We start from the raw sequence: 19,360 nt of genomic DNA, 5'->3' as shown, positions 1-19,360 counted from the left end.
CTCCTTTTTTACGCCATCATACCCAGCGATTTTTTAACGGGATAATGCCCAGCTCTTTTTTCGCAATCACTTCTTTTAATACATCTTCTGAAGGCGGATGAAATTTTGCCGCTTTCACATCTCGGCTTAAGCGCTCGAGCAAAGATCCTTGCTGTAATGAAGAAAAACCCTCGACCTGAGAAGCCAGTTCCACGATTTCTTCTGCCGCCTGCGTCACAAAGTGTTTAGTAATCAGCGTCTTCGTATACAACTCACTCGAGTAATGAGTTTGTTTCTTTTCTCGATCTGCTTGCTGGGCACAGGCTATGAGCTGAGAATGTGCTACATCTAATTTCATTTTCATATCTGCAATACGAAATTGTTGACCTGGTAAAAAGGCTGATTTTTTCTTAGAAATTCGATCATTCCTTTTATATGCCATACCGAGGGCATGTTCATATGCTGCCTTTGCAATCCCGTAATAAACAGCGGTAACAGCTAAACGAAACCAATAGATTAAATGTTCAGTATCTTCTATTGCGTAGCCTTCCCGCCCGATGAGCTGATGATCGGGTATAAACACTTGATCAAAATGAATGTGATGACTCATCGATGCTCTCATTCCCGAATAATTCCACGATTCCTCCACCGCAGCACCTTCACTCGGTAATGTCATTAAAAGCGCCGTCATTCCATATTGAGATGTACATGACGACGGGGCATACTCACAATAGATTGGCAAATATTTAATGCGCGGTGCACCTGTCACAGTAAACTTAGTTCCACTCACAAGATATCCGCCATCTGTTTTTTCGGCGGTGATGGTTGGAATTCCCTCCATTTGCTTTCGCTGATAAATAAAAATCACATTCGGGTCGCTGACAGAAGCGATGAACTCTCCTGAATGCCGAATATCGTCAAATACCGAAGCCTGCTGCTCACTTGTCAGCACTTCAGAAAATGCGCCGAGCGAATAGTAATGCATCGCCATAATGAGGCCTGTTGACGCACACCCTTTAGATATGTGTGACAACAAGGTGATCGTTTCTTCAAATCCATATCCAAGACCTCCGTCTTGTTTTGGCATATTGGCGACATGTAATCCACAATCAATCAGCTCGTCTAGATTCTGATGTGGGAACCGAGATTCGGCATCCAGCTGCCCTGCTCTTTCTGAAAATTGGAGAATGAGACGATCAATCGTTTCTTGTCGAAGCTCTGTCAGTTTCATTTCCACCCCTCCTTTGTCTAAAGAGTGATCTATTTTGTTTCCATAAGAGATCTTCCGGGGTCCCTCTATCTCGCACAACATAATCGTTCCCCTCAAACAACAGTAGCTCAAGCGGAGAAGAATGACCTAAAAATAAGGTAGGGCTGTAGCTCAGTCCATATGCACCAGATTTCTCAATACAAAGAAGATCCCCTACTTCCCCTTGCGGAAGCTCCACCTGCCTGCCAATTAAGTCTTCTGGTGTACAAAGCGGACCAACAATTGATTGTTTCACTACGTCTGCGGTGTTGCTGGAATGTTTAATAAGCCGCATAGGGTAATTATTGCGGAGCAGTCTGCCTCTAAACGTCATCGCTTGATGATGATGCATCCCGCCATCTGCTATTAAAAACGGCTGCCCTTTTGATTCTTTTACATATTGTATGGTTGTTAAATAAACACCACATTCTGCTAAAAGAAATCTCCCCATTTCTATAATAAACCTCGGAAATTCAAGCTCAGTTTCATATGATCTAATCAAATCCGCTACGTGTTGAAATAGCCTTTCAGCATGAAGCGGGGTTTCATGCTGAAAATACGGAATGCCAAAACCGCCACCTAAATCAACCATCTGGCATGTTCGTCCATATTCATTCTTGATTCGAACAGCTGTGTTAAGTGTGTATTCAAACGATGATAAAAGCGATGTTTCATCAAGAACTTGAGTCCCCAGATACATATGGATACCTTTAAATAGCAGCGAATGAACATACTTCTGAAACAGATCAAATACATCATTCAGTTTAGATTCATCTATTCCAAACGGACTTGGAACTCCGCCCATTTTTATTTTGGCTCGTGATTCAATTGATTCTGGATTGATCCGAATGCCTACTGATGCCTGCTTGTCTTGACGTTTTGCAGACTCAGCGATGTAGGTCAGTTCTTCCTTAGATTCGGCGATAATACAATAGATCTCATGCTGAACAGCGGTATCAATCTCTTCCTTCTGCTTACCCGGTCCAGAAAAAATGATTTGCTGCGGTGAATAACCTGCTTTTATCGCCATGAAAAGCTCTCCTTCAGAAGCCACTTCTATACCAGCTCCAAAAGACCGTAACAATGATGCAATCGAGACATTTCCATTGGACTTAAATGAAAAGAACACCTCAGCTGTTTGATGGAGCCATGATGTAATGTGCTCATAGTGCTCTTTCAATGCATCTCCATCGTATACATACATCGGCGTCCCATAACGATTCGCTTTCTCTAAGAGCGTAAAGTCATTTTCCAGCACTACTCCTCCTCCTTTCTGATGAAAATTCCATCTCATCAAACATGGTCAGCATATGAATCTGCTTGTCCTTCTTCATATGGTAAAACAAGATAAACAATCGATAGTGCCACGTATCATCAGATCTCGTCTTACCAAAAGTATAAATAAAGAACCCGCCATCTTCTCCCGGATTGAGTGCTTCTGTTACCTCCGTTAGGACATCTTCAAATGGCAGGTCAGCGCGGCATGAGAATCGTTTAAAGCGGCTTTCGATATATTCGTAGGTTGAAAAAAAACGACAAATCAGTGGGAGTAAATAAGTGACCTGTGTGAACCGGGCATTTATTTCAATGATCGGTATGAGCTGTTCATTTTCATCAATAATTGAATCGACACCAACCACACCACGATACCCTTCATCATAAAGAAGCTCTATGATTCGATGCATGCTTGCTTCGTATTCACGTTTTTTGTCCAATTCATACACAGGCGCAAAATCCGTCCCTAAGTAAATGCCGTCCTCATTGATTTTCTGCTCTGTAATGGAGAGTAAGTGTGACCCCTCCTCTTGAATGAGCAATTGGGCATTTAAGGACCGTTTAATCGGATGCCATCCCTCTAAGAGCAAATCCGTTTCGATATTCCTTCTTTCAATAAAGGTCAGCAGCTGCATAAATTCTCGGTCATTTTTTAAAATACGCAGCCCCTTCCCAGATGATCCATAAGGTATTTTCAGAACCATTTTGGAGAAATTCTTCGCCTTTAATTCTTCATACGTCTGTTTTAATTCGTCAGCATGATGACAGATAGCGCCGCATGTGACGTTAAACAGATGTTCTTCTGCCCATCTTCTAGTAGAAATCTTATGATTGAACCGCTTTACGAGTGTAGCATTTGAGCCGTATATCGTTCTTTTTTCAATCAATGCTTCTTTTTCAAGGGATTCATCTAAAAGATACGGTACAATCAGTCCATTTAATTTAAATGCTTGGTCTAGTTGAGTCATATGCGGAAGCTGGACACCTTGATTTTCCAAATAGGCTAAAAAAGCTTTATCAGGCTGATGATGCAAGATGACATGATGCTCTTTAGATGCAATCAAAAGCAGTTGTTGTTCTTGCTGAAGAACCAGATCATTTTGAACATGGTCTGTCATGACTGGTAAAGCTCTTGTTTGATCCCAGCTTTGTTCTTGATTCATATTTCCATACCATATCACGTCATTTCTTCCCTTAAAATCAAATAGCGAGGCCGGATCTTTCATGACACTACTCCTTATGCACAGAATGCTTGTTAATATCTAAAGATCGATTAATATGAAAGAATCGTTTACGAATTGGTTGATTCCAAGTATGAACGACATCATTTGCATCCAGCACTTCGGATAAATAAGTAAGCGATTCAGGCTGAAGTGCATCCATGACAAGTTCAGGAATCGTTTGAGGAAAGACCTCATTCACATAATGAAAAGCAAAATAGACCATCTTTTCAAAGCCATACGCTTTCGTCTGGCGGACAAACAAATCCACATCGAGTAGGTCTTCCTTCATAAACATGCCATATATATCTAGCAGTTTATAAAGCAGTAAATCTTTCATTGACTCCACTTCATTTAAATAAATCGCTTCTTTATAAAAATGAATACATAGGAAAAGAAGCATATCCTCTTCTTTTAAAGACCATACAAGGTGTTCGTCAACAGACGTTTGAATTCGTCTAGACAGCATTTCTTTGACGATTGAATCCGTTCGGTTCCCTGTCATGAGGTCAACTGAAAACTGAACATCAATTTTATGACAATCAATAAAGCGGCAATCTGGTGTAGGTTTCATATAGGTGTAGGTTTGATGTGAGTTCATGATGAGGTAAAGGATGTCTTTGCGTTTGGCAGGTGTGACTGTCTCCGTTTCATAGTTCCAAGAACCTTGAATATAGCCTAATTCGTTTAATACGTGTCCAGTTTCTTGCAGCTGATCTTGTGAGATAAAGAGATCGTTGTCCCCAAACAAGCGAAGCCCAACATCACCGTATGCCCACTGGCCAATCACACTTCCTTTTACAATGGCATATTCAATTCCTTTTTGATCAAGTGCTTGAAATAACTGATCATTTAACTTGATATTGTCTCGAGCCGTTTCTAATTGACCCTTATACATAATCTCTAATGACTTTAAAAAATAAGTCGCTTTAAACTCTTTTCTTAAATGAATGGCATAACGTTTAATATTCTTCCACGCAATTCCTGCTGTCCGGTGAACATGCAGCATTCCGAGAATGACATTCCAGTCTTGCTGCTTATACAAAAGCTCCTGCATCTCTTCAATTTGACTCGCTTTTAAAAAAGGAGTGGATAAAGTGAGAGCTGTATGTTCTTCTTGAGTCAGATTACTTTGCAGCATAGCGCTCCTCCTTTAAATGAAGCATGTCTTTCGGCCAATCCTTTCGATTTCGACCGTATGTTTGTAAAAACACTTGAACCCAACGATCGATCCCAAATGCCGCACAACCTGAATAAAGCGGCAGACCATCTTCTCCGCTAATATGGAACCTTTCACAAAGCATCTCTCCGCAGTCGTTAAAAGAAGCGATTGAAACGTCTTTCTTTTCTGTCACAGCGACTAATTCATATTTGCTATTAGCCATTAATTGATAATTCGCTTTATCTATATCATCATAAAAGAAAAAAGGGTCATTTGCGGTCGTGACCTTTCCACTTAGACCAAGTTGATGAAAGCATTCCCATGTGTTCTCAAGGAGTGCTTTTCTCGTTTCATTGATAAATTCTTGATGACCAATAAAGACAATTTCGCGCATACTAAATTCTATTTTCCTGAGAGGGTCCACTTTCCAAGAGATTTCATGTCTAAAACATTGCCCCGCTGCTGTCATCATTTGATTGTCTGTATACGTCTTCCCTTCCCATTCCTCATAGCAGTGATAACAAATACACGGCTGTAAAAAACGGCCTGCCTGCTGGAAGTGTTCATGCTGAAAACCATGATGCTTTTCTCGAATATCATCAATGATTTGATAATCATGAGGGATCTCAAAAACAGAATAAATATTTTGCGGAAAATTCGTATGATACTTACATTTTTCCATTAAATCTTTACTGATCGTCGAAGGGTATCGCCTTACTTTCGCTCCAAGTGAAATCCCTATATTTAAAAATAATTGATCAAAGTAGTTTGAAAGTTCCAATTCAACTTCATCATAGAAAGTTCTTTTCTGATCTTCCTCGCTTAGTTTCGAATGAACAGGCTCACTAGATAAATGAATATTTGATTTTATTTCTTTTTCACGAAATCTCCGCAGCTGTGCGATATTTGACGATAGATTCGAAAACGCAGTTGATATTGCCTCTTTGTCTCCCATTTTATCTACGGTTACTTCAATCATAGATTCCTCTTCGTTAAGAGCCACGTGCACAATATGAGCAGATAAAAATGAAACTCTTTCCATAAAATCCGATATCATTGTATCTTCTAATGCTTCTGGTAAAGGCAGTTGAAGGGTCCTCAACTAAATACCTCCCTTTTCATTGATAACGTGCGGCGTTTCAAATGATTGTAAAACTTTAAATAGATAATCAGAAATAGGCTCCTGTAAATGAACATCACTTAACTCAATCGCCGACGGATGACTATCTTGAACGGCTAGCCCCCACTTGGCCTTCTTCAGCATCAGCCTGTCATTATGACCATTTCCAAAGGCAATCACACGATCTAAATCTCTTTCTCCAAAACAATCGTATAAATAGTGCTCAAGCATGTCTGCCTTACAAATCCCTTTTGGAGATATGACTTGAGCATTTAAAAACTGGGCATCTGCTACGTCGCAATGACAATTTTTTAATTGTTGAGCAAGATCCACTTTTTCTTTTGGTAAAATAAATAGTTTAGTTACATGGTCAAAGTTGAATTCTTTCTTGTGACCAACCTCTATTTTTTCTCGTGGAAAGCTATATAGCATGCAGTATTTCAACTTAGCACTTTTACTTGATGCCACGTGCTTCCCATGAGATTCCATGACAAATTCAGCTTTTCCATCAAGTGATGTGATGATCTGTTGGCATAAAGCTGCATCTACATACCGCTTAACCTCAAATGTTTTCTTTTCATGATGACAAATGACATTCCCATCATTCAGCAAAACATCATGATGAAATAAGGCGAGTAGAGATCGATCTAAATCCAGAGAGAAGAAAGAATCATAGGTTCTTCCTGTCACAATAATGGGTATAATGCCTCTCTGGCGCAGCATGTTCACTGCGCCATGGACATCACCAATAAGCTCGCCTCTGTCATCAATTAATGTTCCATCCAAGTCAAAAGCGGCAAATTTTATCTTGCGAAGATTGAGTTCCGCTTCCACTGGTTACACCTTTTTCAGCTCAGCATTTGCCACATATTCATTGAACAGACGTAATGATTCTGAATCGACTTGTCCAACTGGTGGACTCTTAAATAAGAATGGGCAGACGTCATGTATGACACCGCTATGATTCATATCTTTAGCTGCTTTTGCAACACGCATCGCATTCGCAATGACACCAGCTGAATTCGGACTATCCTCTACTTGTAAACGAATTTCAAGTGAAATGTCAGAATCTAAAACCGAATTCCCTTCTAATCGCAAGAAGCAGACTTTATGATCCCCTAAGTAGCTGACATAACCATTTGGACCTGCTGCCACTTCACTGGCATCAATCCCCGAAGCGAACAATGCTTTTCTCTTCGATTTTTGCTTACTCGTTGATCTCATAGGGTTGGCTAGGTTTAAAAAGTCCGTATTCCCTCCAACATTTAGTTGGTACGTATTGGTGATATCAATCCCGCGGGATTTTAATAGTTCAATTAAGGCTGTATGCAGTGTGGTTGCACCTAAGTGACTTCTTAAATCGTCTCCAAGGAGCGGGGTCTCCGACTCTTCAAACATTTTGACAAACTCAGGATCATTTGCCACCGGTTCAGGTGTCGCATTAATAAAGGCTGTTTGAGCGTGTGCACACGCCTCTGCGTACACACGAACTGCTTCAAACGAACCTGTTGGTAAGAAGCAGACGAGTACATCTGCCTGAACATCTTTTAACCTTTGCGTTACTTCATGTGTTTTCATATTCAGTGAATGTTCATGTGGTTGAATGCAGTTGGACAAATCTCCTTCAAGTCCATCACATAAAGGACCTGCTTCGACGGTTACTTGGAAAAACGGAACATCGATATGTTTCACTGCAGCTGTTGGTTTAGTAAAAATGGCCTCTGATAAGTCTTTTCCGACTTTATTTTGATCTACTTCAAAAGCTGCAACAAATTCGACATCAGATAACTGATAGCCTCCAATGACGTCATGCATAACACCAGAGAGCGTATCCTTCTTTTCCTTAGCCAACTCAACAAATTGAACGATACTTGACGCACATGATCCTACTCCTGCAATTGCTACACGAACTTTTGTCATTTTCATAACCCCTTTTTTATGAATTTATAGAGCCAATTTTCGCTTTTGACGAGATTGAAAAATACACCATTCCTGGTAACCTAATTCCTTTAGCGTTTGTTTCACTTTCAGCCAATCATCTGCCACGCGGGCGGGCTGATGAGCATCTGAGCCAAACGTGACTTCCACACCATAAAATTTGGCTCGCTCTAATAGATCCATTGATGGATACCAGCCGCCGCAGTCTTTTGTTTTGCCAGAGGTATTCACTTCAATCACAGAACCACTCTCCGCAATGACTTTTAGCGCATCATCGACAGCTTCTGTTTTGAGATGAGCAATTTCTGGATAAAAACCTTTTAAGGCGTCAATATGCCCTAAAACGTCGAACATTTGACTCTCAGCAGACATCTTAATCAACTGGTAATATGTCTCTTTTTCAATGATGGCTTGTTGCTCTGTGATTCGTTCCCAGCGTTTCCGGTTGAATAGATCGTATCCATTACTGACATGAACCGAGCCAATGATATAATCAAATGGATAATGTCGATACACGTCTCGGTAGAGGGCTTCGTGTTCTGGAAAATAATCAGATTCAACACCTAATAGCACGTGAATTTTCCCCTCATATTCCTTTTTCAATTGCTGGACTTCCTCTACATATGATTGAAATTCACTCTTCGCCATCGCTACCCATGGTTTAAAATGATCAGCCTCTTCACCAAAAAACGGGGAATGATCCGATATTCCGATACATTCTAGACCTAGTTTGACAGCCTCATCGATATATTCTCTGATGTTTCCCTCCGCATGACCACAGCGCTGATGATGTGTGTGCAGATCAAATTTCATCAAAATGTTTACTCCTCTACATGGCAGTATAGCCGCCGTCAACCATTAAATTTTCTCCTGTGATAAAACTCGCTTCATCAGAGAGAAGAAAGATGACAGCAGATGCGATCTCTTCTGGATCAGCTGTTCGTTTTAACATGTGCATCCCTCCAATATCAGGGTGCTGATTTGCTTGCTCTCTTGTCAACCCAAGTTCTTCCAAGTGAAATCGTTCGTTATTTTTGTTCCACACCGTACCGGGATTCACTGCATTCACACGAATACCTGCATCCGCCAAATCCATTGCCATGCATCGCGTCATATTCACAACGGCTGCTTTTGTCGCGTTGTATGTTAAATATTTCGGCTGGGCAATATGACCTGAAATGGAGGCAATATTTACAATGGATCCTTTTCCTATTTTCTCCATGTAAGGTGACGTGTGTTTGACACATAGGGCTTGCCCCATAATATTTAAGTCCATGATGCGCCGCCATTCTTCAACAGTAGCTTCAAGGCCACGCATGATAAAAACGGCTGCACAATTCACAAGCATGTCAATTTTCCCAAAATGATCGACTGTTCTTTCTACCATTGAGACAATGGCTGCCTCATCAGCAATATCAGCTTCTATAAACAACACATCATATCCAATTTCTTTGAGCCTTTTTTCTGCTGCTAATCCGTAATCTACATGGTGATCAGCAATGACGACTTGCGCCCCTTCTTGTGCTGCTCGTTCTGCGACCGCATATCCAATCCCCTGCGCCCCGCCTGTCACAATCACTGTCTTTTCTTTCATCCCTCGCATGTAGCTGCCTCCTCTTACCACTGAAGTCTTTTACCGTCTCTTAGTAGCTCTCCTGTTGGTCCATCTCGGGGGAGCTGTGCCGCCCATACGATTCCTGATGCACCTTCCTGAACAGTTTTAACAGCCTCTGATGTCCCCATGTCCGTTTGTACCCAGCCAGGACAAACCGCATTCGCAAGAATAGAAAATGGCGCCCCCTCTAAAGCCGTGACTTTTGTCAGAACGTGCAGAGCCGCTTTTGACATCCTGTAGTAAGGACCGCTTTTTCCGTCACGCCTAACATCGTTTGAAGCGGAGATGGCGGAGAGCCTTCCCATGCCGCTAGATACATTGACGATTCGTCCATATCCAGCCTCTTTCATGTAAGGGAAAACCGCCTTGGTCATTCTGGCTGCGCCATACACATTGACATTCATCGTTTCTTGAAGTGTCGATACAGGAAGATCTAAAAAAGATGGAAAGGCGTCATCCATTATGTTGTCAAGAAAGACTCCCGCATTATTAATCAGCACATCCACTCTTCCGTACGAATCCTTTATAAAAGCCGACAGACGTTCAACCGACTCTTCGTTTGTCACATCCAGCTGGTATGGCACAACCTGCTCATTTATATCAGAAGCAGCTAATTCAGCATTTTCAATCTGCCGTGCTGTTAAAATGACAAGCATGCCATCTTGCGCAAGCTGTCTGCACACTTCTTTTCCAATGCCTCTATTTCCACCAGTGACAACAGCAACCTTCAAATCCTCATCTCCTTTTGGAGATACCATTCTTCTTTCAGCTGGCTTGATGCAGATTCTAGTGCTTCCAAGGACCAATCAATATACCAGTTCAATAAGTGAGGTGTGTAAGTATGCAGAAGTGTTAAATACCGCCCTGTCGGAATATATAATAGTCTGATAAAACCAGATATAGAACGCCACTCGTTTTCAGATAGGTCATCGGCATATGCCTTTAAAAATTGAATCGTTTTCACAATATCTAGTTGAAATGTTCCCCGCTTGATTCTCGTTAACAAAAAAGCAGATATGGCTGCATCATAAATTCGTGGTCTATAACCTGCTGTATCAAAATCAAGAACCATGGCGAGCTTCTTATGACGGATGAGCAGGTTGCCAGAATGAAAATCACCATGTGTGACAGCATGTGGTAATGCCTCATACAGACTAGGATTTAGCAGCGTGAGTACATTCATCAGCTCCTGTTCATACACTTTAAGCAAAGAAGCAGCCTTTTTAGAAGAAACGACTTTCTTTAATACACTTGCCGTCTTATCCAGTGTTTCGTCCGGTGAAGTTATCCAGTTTTTCAATTCACAGTTTGGGTTCACAGGCCCTTTCGGTAAGTTCTTTAATGAATGAAGTTGTCTTAATACCCGAATGGCTTCTTGTTCATCTGAACGATTTCCCATTTCATATGGCCTTCCTTCAAAATAGGGCCGCAACTGCCAAAAATGTTCTTTGAATAAAATGGTTTTACGACCGTTCTCTGCCTCTATCATTGGTTGAATCGGGAAACCATGATCAAGCAAAGCATCTGTTAAATCTTCTAAATATTGAAGCCACTTTGCATCATGATTTCTCGCACATTTTTTTAAGACAAAGCGGTTTTTAGCATCCTCTACAAGCCAGCCTTCATTAGGGCTTCTTCCGTTTAAAGGTGTTAAGCGGATTTGCTGTTCCGAAAACCAATATTTCAAGACATTATCAGCATCATCAGATTTCATCATGTCCTCACCCCTTTTTCTCAAGGTTTTTGATTTTCCTAAGTACCAGATCTGCTGCTTCCTGCTTGTCTATGCGCAGGCATTTCACACGTGATTCTTTTTTTAATTTATGAAAAAGCTTCTCGTTTTGATGGAGCACCTCTGGATACACATGAAAGGCATATGAGAAAAATTGGAGCGCATTCCCTAGTCGCTCCTTATTTCCATTCCAAAGTTTTTCCCTTGTCATGAGCCGCTTGAACGTCCTTTTCATGAGACGGGGGAATGTCTTCCTTCTCTTCACATCAAGCCATATGATCGTATCAGCATATTCAGTCAAGATATGGTGAACAGATGAATATTGACCATCAATCACCCATTTCTTTTGTTTAACAACTTCATGGACGTTATCGATAAACAACTTCCGATCTGTTTTTTTCCAGTTCGCTTGCCAAAATAGGGCATCGAGCTCATAGTGAGGTAACATGAATTCCTGTTTCAAGTGATGGGCAAGGGTCGTTTTTCCAGATCCAGGTGGACCAACAATCCATATTCGCTGGCTAGCTCCTTCATTATTCAAGTGGTTCCCCCCCTGTTACAGAACACGTTCATGCTTTTGAATGTCGTTTCTCACTTTTGTTAACAGATCTAATGATTCATCCCAATTGAGGTTTTCAGTTAATTCAAATACTGGTACTTCGCTTGAATGAATGGACACATCTTCACATAACAGATCTAGTGATTCCTCCGAAAAGCCATTTTTCTTTAACAACTGGCCAAAAAGTGTATGTGCCGGAGTCAGCCTTGTTTCAGGTGTACGAAAATAGTGAATCATTCCCGCCATTGCTTCTACAGGTCCTGGTGACAAGTGAATGCCATTAAATCGAGTACACACGTTCGTTAAACCAAACCGCTTTTGCTCCGACAGCAGCATGTGTTTAAAAGAACCTGCTTTTGCCTCTTTAGGGTCCGTTGCACCGATAAAATCTTCTCTTAACATCCTCATAGGCTTCTTTGAAAAACATTCCATGACGATAATAGACTTTGCAGGTGCAGTGAACCACTCAATTTGACAAGGGTGGAATGAATTGAGCAGAAGCATCTGTTCTCCATCCACCTCGGCCTTTATGGCGTATGTGCCCGCACCTAGCTTGTCCACCTTCATGTTCCGTGTAAGAAGCTCTAAACCATATGGCGTAAGCTCTTCGTACTTTTGTAAAAATTGATGGCCTCCATATATGAAATGTTCCTTCTGTTTAAACTCTGGATATTTAAAGAACAGCATCTTTTTTGCCGTATCTGACAATTCACTCAGACCGTTTTTAGAGATTTTGTTCAGCATCCCATATTGTTTTTCTATTATTTTCTTTTCTTTCAAATATAAGGATGATACAACGCGCACGGCTCCTATTTCTACATCATGATTATCTAAGCGTAGGAGAAGTTCATCTAGTATTCGATCAAGCTGTACACCTTTGTGGATACTCGTTAATTCAGGCTTTAGCATCAATAGAAGATGATGTTGATTCAATTGTTGGTGTTTTTCAATTTCATATGGATGAATGGTCACTGCCATGGGTTCTTTTGTATGAATACATGCATGAACGGCATCAATGACTTTTTCTTTCATCCTTATTACCACATTGTCACGCCTTTAAAAATTAAATCTTTTGTCACATCGCCCATCGAATGGACCGCATTCATGACAATGTCTTCAATTCTCTTTCTATCCACTTCATTTCCATCCCACTGTTCAATACGGACGGCAATTTCATCAGGGTTGTGGAGCGGTGCTTCTTTTGAAGTAAAGATATGCACTTCTGTTGGCTTTTGAATGGTCTCAAAAATTTGATCTGCCAATCGTTGTGCGAGCACTCCATACAATTTCCCTGTATGATCAAGCGGGTTTTTACCAGCCGGCGCTTCAATACTCATAGACCGCATTGGGGTGATCAATCCATTTAATCGATTTCCTCTTCCAACAACACCTACATCGCCTGTATCTGCTACAGAACCAAGTGCTGTTAAGTACGGGCGACCATTGCGATCTGTTGCGTTCAGCATAAGATCAGGCGTAAGTCCTAACGTTTCATGAATATAGCGAGCAATTTGATCCTGACATTCTTTTTTACGGGAAAAATATTCCTCAAGACTATGAATATCTTTTGCTAGAAAAGGCATGTTTACTATGAGTTTGAAATCTTCATGACGTCTGCTTCCAAATATTTTCACATCCCAGCCGGTATCTGGGTTCACCTTTTTAAATTCTGGTCCATTCACATAACGCTCTGTATAGAGAACGAGTTTCTCAAGACGGCTTAACGGGGCATGAGCATGCAGTAAATTACAGTCATTTGAAACAAGCTTTGGATCCCCGATTTCGATCATGTCTGTTTCAACCATCGGACGATATCTTGAATTTTTACGGCCTGCCCCTTGATGATCAACAATCCGGCAATCAATGATGAGATGTTCGTCAGCATCAAATCCGGTCGTCACCTCTGATAACACATCTTTGGCTGCATCGAAAAGAATCTTTTTAAGAGGAATCGGCTCATCACCGTATGCATATGCCCCTTTTCCAGCAAACACAACTTGATAAGGTTTGACCATTGTTCCTTTTCCGTACGATACATCAGCATCTCCGCCAAGAAGCATCACTTTGTCAAACCAGTGGTGTGCTACTCTGCCGAAATGCTCCATGCAATATTGAGAATAATATTGAGAAGCTCTTTCTGCGATGGCGTCACACATCGTATCTGGATGCCCTACTCCTTTACGTTCTACAAGCTCATATGGAATTTGTTCGATATCCTGGCCATCACCTTTTAAAATATCAAGAATGGTTTTTTGAATTGTTTTCATTATCAATCGCCCGCTCTCTTTTAAAATATAAAAATATTGATCCTTTACCTTAAAACAACATGAAACATTTGGTAATATATATATATTCTGTATGAAAGAGGTGTCTATTTTGATCAATGAATCGATCCTACAACGCTTGCAAGATACAACCACTGATATTAAGAAGTTATTGAATCAACATCAAATTCCTGGCTGCTCTATTTGTATTTCTCATGAAGATAAGCACATTTGGTCGTGGCATGAGGGCCTAGCTGATATTGAAAGCGGCACCCCTGTTACAAAAGACACAACCTTTCGAATTGGTTCTGTGACTAAGCCTTTTACTGCAATGGTCATGATGAAAATACGAGAGGAAGGATTGATTCAACTCGATGAGCCTATTCATACTTACGAACCTTTACTTTCTTTCATAAAAAGTCACATATCTGAACCAATTCCACTCACTTTCCGAATGATTGCCTCTCATATCTCAGGCCTGCCCAAAACACTCGATAAAACAACTCATCTGCGAGATATGACATTAGCTCAGTGCATGGAAATACTGACTATTTTTACACCGCCTTGGTCTATCATCAATTATTCCAGTCTTGGCTATTCAATCTTAAGTAAAGTACTAGAAAAAGTGAGTCAACAGCCATTTAGAGAATTAGTGCATACCCACATACTAGAACCGCTCGATTTGCAGCAAACTGGATTTATTGAAACAGCATCCACAGCCAAAGGGTATACCCTTTCTTCCTCTGGTCTTTCCGGCATATCTTATCCAAGTGCTGAAACACCATCTTGGGAGGACGGTTCAAGCGGACTATTCTCTACAGCAGACGATTTGATTCGATTCATTCAAGCTCAATACGACGGAAACCGTCTGCTTCATCAGCATTCGCTAAAAGAAATGCAAAGCCCCGTTATGGTTGAAGAAGATTTCACTAGAGGTGTTGGTCTTTCATGGTTTTTGAGACCTTTTAACGGATTCACCTTAGCTGAACATAGCGGAGAAATTAAAGGCTTCACCTCCTATATTGGCTTCATTCCAAAGCGTAAATTAGGTGTTTGTATTCTCTTAAACTCTGACGAAAGGCTCGCTCGGCCGATTGCCGACATGCTCTTTCAAATCATGCTGCCAGCAGATCACGAACTGATGAAAAAGCGTGAAGACCGGCTCAAACGAATGTTTAGACAATCGTCTCTTTAAATGGAACTCACTTTTTTGTTTAATAAATCTGGAATCGCGTCCTGCAGATACCGTGGATCACCCTCTAAATAAAAACATGGCATATTGAATAAATGATGGATCAGCTCAGATGCCTTTTGTTCCAGAAAGGTATCTGACACATGCCGAAGGCCGAGCCAGCCTTTTAAATAGTCAGGATCTTCTGGTTCTCTTATATTGGCGACCATGATATCTTTTGCTCTCTGATCATCTTTTTTTACTGGTACAAGCCTGATCTCACCTGATCCTATTTTGAGTGAAGGGAAAATCACCATATTTACTTTCGTAGAGCTCCGAATCGTTGTTCCTGTCATGTCAGCAGCTTCTTTTGGTGTAATTTCAAACTTACAGCCGCTCGCCCATTTTTCTTTTGCTTCTTCCTCTGTTGATATGGTTTCATCCCATATTCTTTGATCTTGAGACCGGCTGAATTTTTTGTTTTTCAATTCCTGTATATTTGTTGTGGCTTGGACGGTTCCTACTCCAAGCGCTAAGCACATCGGCCATCCATACACAGTAAGCTCCTGATCTTCAAGCACTGAAATGGAACGATCATTTGTGATAAAATCTGCTCCTCCATGATGCAAAAACTGCCACATAGTGGTTGACTTCCCGGCACCTTTATCGCCAATAATGAGCGCTCCTTTTTGGCCATCTTCAAAAGAGACAGCCGCTGCATGCGTAAAGCATCCACCTTGGTTTTCTAATGTTCTAAGGGCAATTTCTCGAACGATTCGCAGTGGACAGCGTATCGCAGATTCATTATTGTTTTTTCCAATCACAGCGTAACGCCCTTTAAAGACCGCCACACTGTGCGGCTCGTCACCTTCATGCGAGGCAAACAATACTTGATCGTCTAATTTCAATCGTTTGTAAGTAAACTTCCTTTTTGCTGTAATCGTTTCACCCTTTTGAAAGCACGCATTGCGAACGGACTGTTCAAGGTCGGGATCAATGATGAACCGTATATCAATCTGTGAAGGCATATCCCCCACATGGCTGTCTGGTTCTTTCGGGATATAATGTTCGATATCTTCAATTGCCAGCGATTCGGTTGATAAAATGTGAAAATGAATACCTGCAAACACAAATGATTTTTCAAAAGGAAAATCGTTCTTTGGCTTTTCAAAAAGCGCTTTTATCTCCATATAGAATCCTCCTCTTCATTTTGCTACTGCCTTTCAGGGAACAGCTGTACGACAGGCTCCTCTTCAAGCTCATCACGATTATCCAAGCTGAAAAAACGCTCAACAAAAGATTTCTTCCACATTTTCGAAGAACCAAAATCATTTTCTCCATAGGTTTCTAAGAACGATTGGTCACTCATGTCTAACTGCTGCAATTGATCGATATAGTTCGTTTGATACAATAAATCTACAAACGTAAACGTGTAAAAAAGTGCTTTCTCGGCCCCTAATTCCTTCGCTCTTGCTTGCAAAGCATGCCAATCAAGTTGGTTTTGCTCTTCAGCAAACTTGACGTACTCTCTTACATCGCAAAACTTAATCAAATTGAGATCTGCATGTAAATAGACATACTGCACATTTGTTGCTTCCTTGTATAAATGGAAAGCAAGATGAATGAGAAAATCTAAAGGTTCAAGCATATAAGTATCCGTTTGCAAAAATGACTTTTCATTAGCAGCATCTAGCAAGGCATTTGTCGCGTCGTAGTTTTTTTTCAGCTCAACATCGTATGAAAAATCAACACGGTGAACCTTCAAAAAGTCTTCTCCGCTCCGTTTAATATGTGAATAAAGATTCCCGGCATTCATTCTCCACATCATTTCTTCTTCTCGGGAAATCGGTATTTCTTGATCGGTTGCCCAGTCATATTTCCCGATGATAAACCCTTCCTCCTTGAGCAATGAAGAAGCTCTTTTTCGATCATCTGGATGAATTAAGAAATCAATGTCTGACATCATTCGGAGTCCATAATCTTTGTAAACAAGAGGCGTTAAAATGGCTCCTTTAAGAGGGACTGCTTTCAGCTTTGCTTTTCGAAATGTTTGTAAAAGACGCTTTAATTCCTTGAATCTCTCCATATTTTTTTGACGATTCCCGATATAATGATAATGAAGTAAAAATTTGTAGGTTGTCGTAATTTTTTTTTCATCATCAAGGCGAATCAAATGAGGCGTCATCAGTTGAAGTACCTTATGTCTTGATGCAAGTCCAATCAATTGAGGTACATCGATGCCATCTTTTAATACATCTCTCATCAACTCTTCTTCTTTTTCATTTAATTGAATACGTGAGCCAAGTAATAGTAGCCTCTCTTCATTTGAGAGAGTGGATTGATCCAAAACAGCCCGCATGTGGATTACTCCTTCCCGTATAGTGATTTAAATCTAGTGATAAATCGAGAGCGTTTCCCTTTTCGATTGACTGGTATGTCCAAATCATCCGTTAGTCTATGAAACCATTGAGCTGCCTCATATGCTTTTTCACTGTCATATTCAATTTCTAATTCATGATCTGTGATGCCAAGATAGCTGCTTTGATCCAAATCCACTTTGATGCCTGTCTCGATATAAAAGGTAGTTCGTTCAGTAACCAATAGTCCTAACAACTCTGGCTGTTCAGTCATTGTAAAAGGTAAAGACGTTACGATGTTCTGTACATCTAGCTTTTGCGGTAGATCCTCAATAGGAAATGACTTTTCTTCTCTTACTCTTTTATAACCAGACGTTTGACTGGGACATTTGATCTCAAGTGTTCGTTTGCCGCTGGTTTGACGGACCCGTACGGTATAGCCATATCGTTTTAATAAAAAATCTGAGGTGTCGTAATAGTAATTGAAGTTCATTAAATAAGTAGGTTGATGATTTTGACTTAACATGTTGTAGATGTGTTGAAAATCTGTTTGTGACAACAAATATTTATATTCCTGCTCAACCATGACTCACCTCCAAAACGTCTTACACGACCATATCGGATTGTTCAAGAAGCTCTTGAATGAGAAAGGTTCCTTTCTCTAAAGAAGTAAATGCCTGTTTTAATGAATAACAAGGGATCTTTTCCGCTAGATGTTCAAGAAATGGTTCTAGCGCTTCGGGTGTCGGTAATGTGAAATATGGTAAGAGGAATTCATTATGTCTTCCAGGATTGATGACTGTGTGCTCCTTTAGACGTTCCGCTGCTTCATGTGGACTGATTTTCGAAAGTGTGGCGCCCGTTTGCCCATGAGGTAAGAACTCAGGAAACACCATGACATCGATTTTCCCCATTGTTTTGACTTCACGTGAAAACCATTTTTCTAATTCCTCCGGATAGACGAAATGGTAGTTCTTATCATCTTCATTAAATGGGTGACTCGATGTTTGAAGCCTATATGGTGAACCAAGCTTTTCAATGGCTTCAAAAGAATCTTTCCGAATACTCATAGATCTCGGCCAACCAGTTCCTTTATACTCGTTGTTCGTATATGAAATCCCTATATCATCGTTTGTGATGTACGTTGCATCGGTTAATGATAACAAGGATAAAATGGTAGATGTTTTGCCCGCTCTTGATCCGCCTACTAGTGCAATCCCTTTTTGATTCATCTCCATCATGCCGCCATGCAAATAAACAAGTCCATCCTGATAACACAAAAGGCGAAGCAATACTCTTATTAAACGCAGTGCGTGTTGGGCTGTCCATCTGACATCTTTTGGTTCATCTATTACAACGATTTTCTTCTCTCCGTGATACAGGTAGCGGCAGCGAGGTTCCATCTTGGTTTGATAAAAGACTTCTTCAAGTGGCACTTCTGTTTGAATGTCTTGTGCATATTTGCTGGTTAAAATCGTCCAAACGTCTCCTTCAAGTCTGTCTGTTATTTTGCTGCACTCAACATAGGGATGTACTTTACTGATGACTAAATTCTGAACTGATTCATCTGCCCCTAATACCACACGAACATTATTTTTTTGATAGCTTACATATGACAATGAATGCCACCCCTTATGATAGATTGATAAAAACAATTGCAATTTTCTCCTTAATCCACCAAAATATAACACATATTAATCTTTTAGAAAGGAGCCACGA

The 19,360-nt window shown here is 40.7% G+C and carries 19 protein-coding genes; 1 reads left to right on the top strand and 18 read right to left on the bottom strand.

Annotated elements, in window-relative coordinates; all coding sequences use genetic code 11:
- Positions 1 to 16 precede the first annotated feature (16 nt).
- Genes NSQ52_RS08385 through NSQ52_RS08320 form a run of 14 tightly spaced genes read right to left on the bottom strand, consistent with a single transcriptional unit; the run spans position 17 to position 14,116 of the window.
- Complete coding sequence (locus NSQ52_RS08385; RefSeq protein ID WP_216895133.1) at positions 17 to 1,210, bottom strand: acyl-CoA dehydrogenase family protein; 1,194 nt, start codon at positions 1,208 to 1,210, stop codon at positions 17 to 19.
- Positions 1,176 to 2,486, bottom strand: coding sequence for a type III PLP-dependent enzyme (locus tag NSQ52_RS08380; RefSeq protein WP_342474050.1), 1,311 nt, complete (start codon positions 2,484 to 2,486; stop codon positions 1,176 to 1,178). Before NSQ52_RS08380 ends, NSQ52_RS08385 begins: the two co-directional genes overlap by 35 nt.
- A complete protein-coding gene (locus NSQ52_RS08375) occupies positions 2,473 to 3,729 on the bottom strand; it encodes an ATP-grasp domain-containing protein (protein ID WP_096881423.1) in 1,257 nt (418 codons plus the stop codon). Before NSQ52_RS08375 ends, NSQ52_RS08380 begins: the two co-directional genes overlap by 14 nt.
- A 4-nt stretch (positions 3,730 to 3,733) precedes the next feature.
- Entirely contained in the window at positions 3,734 to 4,864 is a 1,131-nt protein-coding gene (locus NSQ52_RS08370; RefSeq protein ID WP_041507277.1) for a nucleotidyltransferase family protein, read from the bottom strand.
- Positions 4,851 to 5,987 carry an aminoacyl--tRNA ligase-related protein gene (locus tag NSQ52_RS08365; RefSeq protein WP_342474049.1) on the bottom strand — a complete coding sequence of 379 codons (1,137 nt, stop codon included), beginning with the start codon at positions 5,985 to 5,987 and terminating at the stop codon, positions 4,851 to 4,853. Before NSQ52_RS08365 ends, NSQ52_RS08370 begins: the two co-directional genes overlap by 14 nt.
- Entirely contained in the window at positions 5,988 to 6,839 is an 852-nt protein-coding gene (locus NSQ52_RS08360) for an HAD hydrolase family protein (protein WP_160757692.1), read from the bottom strand.
- 3 nt (positions 6,840 to 6,842) lie between these two features.
- A complete protein-coding gene (locus NSQ52_RS08355) occupies positions 6,843 to 7,925 on the bottom strand; it encodes a myo-inositol-1-phosphate synthase (protein ID WP_045034284.1) in 1,083 nt (360 codons plus the stop codon).
- A gap of 24 nt (positions 7,926 to 7,949) precedes the next feature.
- Positions 7,950 to 8,756, bottom strand: coding sequence for a histidinol-phosphatase (locus NSQ52_RS08350; protein WP_144678989.1), 807 nt, complete (start codon positions 8,754 to 8,756; stop codon positions 7,950 to 7,952).
- A gap of 16 nt (positions 8,757 to 8,772) precedes the next feature.
- Positions 8,773 to 9,546 carry an SDR family oxidoreductase gene (locus NSQ52_RS08345; protein ID WP_058337328.1) on the bottom strand — a complete coding sequence of 258 codons (774 nt, stop codon included), beginning with the start codon at positions 9,544 to 9,546 and terminating at the stop codon, positions 8,773 to 8,775.
- A 14-nt stretch (positions 9,547 to 9,560) separates the two neighbouring features.
- Entirely contained in the window at positions 9,561 to 10,289 is a 729-nt protein-coding gene (locus NSQ52_RS08340) for an SDR family NAD(P)-dependent oxidoreductase (RefSeq protein ID WP_041507281.1), read from the bottom strand.
- Positions 10,286 to 11,275: a phosphotransferase gene (locus NSQ52_RS08335; protein ID WP_160757693.1), complete on the bottom strand. Its 990-nt coding sequence runs from the start codon at positions 11,273 to 11,275 to the stop codon at positions 10,286 to 10,288. The genes NSQ52_RS08340 and NSQ52_RS08335 overlap by 4 nt, the downstream gene beginning before the upstream one ends.
- A 4-nt stretch (positions 11,276 to 11,279) precedes the next feature.
- Entirely contained in the window at positions 11,280 to 11,831 is a 552-nt protein-coding gene (locus NSQ52_RS08330) for an AAA family ATPase (protein ID WP_052472184.1), read from the bottom strand.
- 15 nt (positions 11,832 to 11,846) lie between these two features.
- On the bottom strand, positions 11,847 to 12,881 hold the full coding sequence (locus NSQ52_RS08325) for a hypothetical protein (protein WP_335352759.1): 1,035 nt from the start codon (positions 12,879 to 12,881) through the stop codon (positions 11,847 to 11,849).
- A gap of 5 nt (positions 12,882 to 12,886) precedes the next feature.
- Complete coding sequence (locus NSQ52_RS08320; RefSeq protein WP_327862086.1) at positions 12,887 to 14,116, bottom strand: methionine adenosyltransferase; 1,230 nt, start codon at positions 14,114 to 14,116, stop codon at positions 12,887 to 12,889.
- A gap of 109 nt (positions 14,117 to 14,225) precedes the next feature.
- Between NSQ52_RS08320 and NSQ52_RS08315 the strand changes: the two genes are divergently transcribed.
- Positions 14,226 to 15,308, top strand: coding sequence for a serine hydrolase domain-containing protein (locus NSQ52_RS08315; protein WP_335352760.1), 1,083 nt, complete (start codon positions 14,226 to 14,228; stop codon positions 15,306 to 15,308).
- Here the strand turns inward: NSQ52_RS08315 and NSQ52_RS08310 are convergent.
- From NSQ52_RS08310 to NSQ52_RS08295, 4 genes are read right to left on the bottom strand one after another with little or no spacing between them, the layout of a single operon-like run.
- Entirely contained in the window at positions 15,305 to 16,474 is a 1,170-nt protein-coding gene (locus NSQ52_RS08310) for a hypothetical protein (RefSeq protein ID WP_335352761.1), read from the bottom strand. The two genes, NSQ52_RS08315 and NSQ52_RS08310, sit on opposite strands and share 4 nt — an antisense overlap.
- A gap of 23 nt (positions 16,475 to 16,497) precedes the next feature.
- Positions 16,498 to 17,643, bottom strand: a complete 1,146-nt coding sequence (locus tag NSQ52_RS08305; RefSeq protein WP_148780414.1) for a nucleotidyltransferase family protein — start codon at positions 17,641 to 17,643, stop codon at positions 16,498 to 16,500.
- A gap of 5 nt (positions 17,644 to 17,648) precedes the next feature.
- Positions 17,649 to 18,227, bottom strand: a complete 579-nt coding sequence (locus tag NSQ52_RS08300; protein WP_096881410.1) for a CYTH domain-containing protein — start codon at positions 18,225 to 18,227, stop codon at positions 17,649 to 17,651.
- A 19-nt stretch (positions 18,228 to 18,246) separates the two neighbouring features.
- A complete protein-coding gene (locus NSQ52_RS08295) occupies positions 18,247 to 19,260 on the bottom strand; it encodes a hypothetical protein (RefSeq protein ID WP_163116170.1) in 1,014 nt (337 codons plus the stop codon).
- Positions 19,261 to 19,360 lie beyond the last annotated feature (100 nt).

The sequence above is a fragment of the Bacillus sp. FSL W8-1141 genome (genome assembly GCF_038593205.1).
Taxonomy (GTDB): Bacteria; Bacillota; Bacilli; order Bacillales; family Bacillaceae; genus Bacillus; species Bacillus altitudinis.
The sequence above is the reverse complement of the archived record's forward strand: the minus strand, read 5'-3'. Positions and strand labels throughout refer to the sequence as shown.

What these genes read in the sequence shown, in the direction of transcription:
- NSQ52_RS08375 (WP_096881423.1), bottom strand. Translation starts at nt 3,729, where the DNA reads ATGAAAGATCCGGCCTCGCTATTTGATTTTAAGGGAAGAAATGACGTG.
- NSQ52_RS08325 (WP_335352759.1), bottom strand. Translation starts at nt 12,881, where the DNA reads ATGAAAGAAAAAGTCATTGATGCCGTTCATGCATGTATTCATACAAAA.
- NSQ52_RS08305 (WP_148780414.1), bottom strand. Translation starts at nt 17,643, where the DNA reads ATGCGGGCTGTTTTGGATCAATCCACTCTCTCAAATGAAGAGAGGCTA.
- NSQ52_RS08300 (WP_096881410.1), bottom strand. Translation starts at nt 18,227, where the DNA reads ATGGTTGAGCAGGAATATAAATATTTGTTGTCACAAACAGATTTTCAA.
- NSQ52_RS08355 (WP_045034284.1), bottom strand. Translation starts at nt 7,925, where the DNA reads ATGACAAAAGTTCGTGTAGCAATTGCAGGAGTAGGATCATGTGCGTCA.
- NSQ52_RS08350 (WP_144678989.1), bottom strand. Translation starts at nt 8,756, where the DNA reads ATGAAATTTGATCTGCACACACATCATCAGCGCTGTGGTCATGCGGAG.
- NSQ52_RS08335 (WP_160757693.1), bottom strand. Translation starts at nt 11,275, where the DNA reads ATGATGAAATCTGATGATGCTGATAATGTCTTGAAATATTGGTTTTCG.
- NSQ52_RS08320 (WP_327862086.1), bottom strand. Translation starts at nt 14,116, where the DNA reads ATGAAAACAATTCAAAAAACCATTCTTGATATTTTAAAAGGTGATGGC.
- NSQ52_RS08385 (WP_216895133.1), bottom strand. Translation starts at nt 1,210, where the DNA reads ATGAAACTGACAGAGCTTCGACAAGAAACGATTGATCGTCTCATTCTC.
- NSQ52_RS08370 (WP_041507277.1), bottom strand. Translation starts at nt 4,864, where the DNA reads ATGCTGCAAAGTAATCTGACTCAAGAAGAACATACAGCTCTCACTTTA.
- NSQ52_RS08310 (WP_335352761.1), bottom strand. Translation starts at nt 16,474, where the DNA reads ATGGAGATAAAAGCGCTTTTTGAAAAGCCAAAGAACGATTTTCCTTTT.
- NSQ52_RS08345 (WP_058337328.1), bottom strand. Translation starts at nt 9,546, where the DNA reads ATGCGAGGGATGAAAGAAAAGACAGTGATTGTGACAGGCGGGGCGCAG.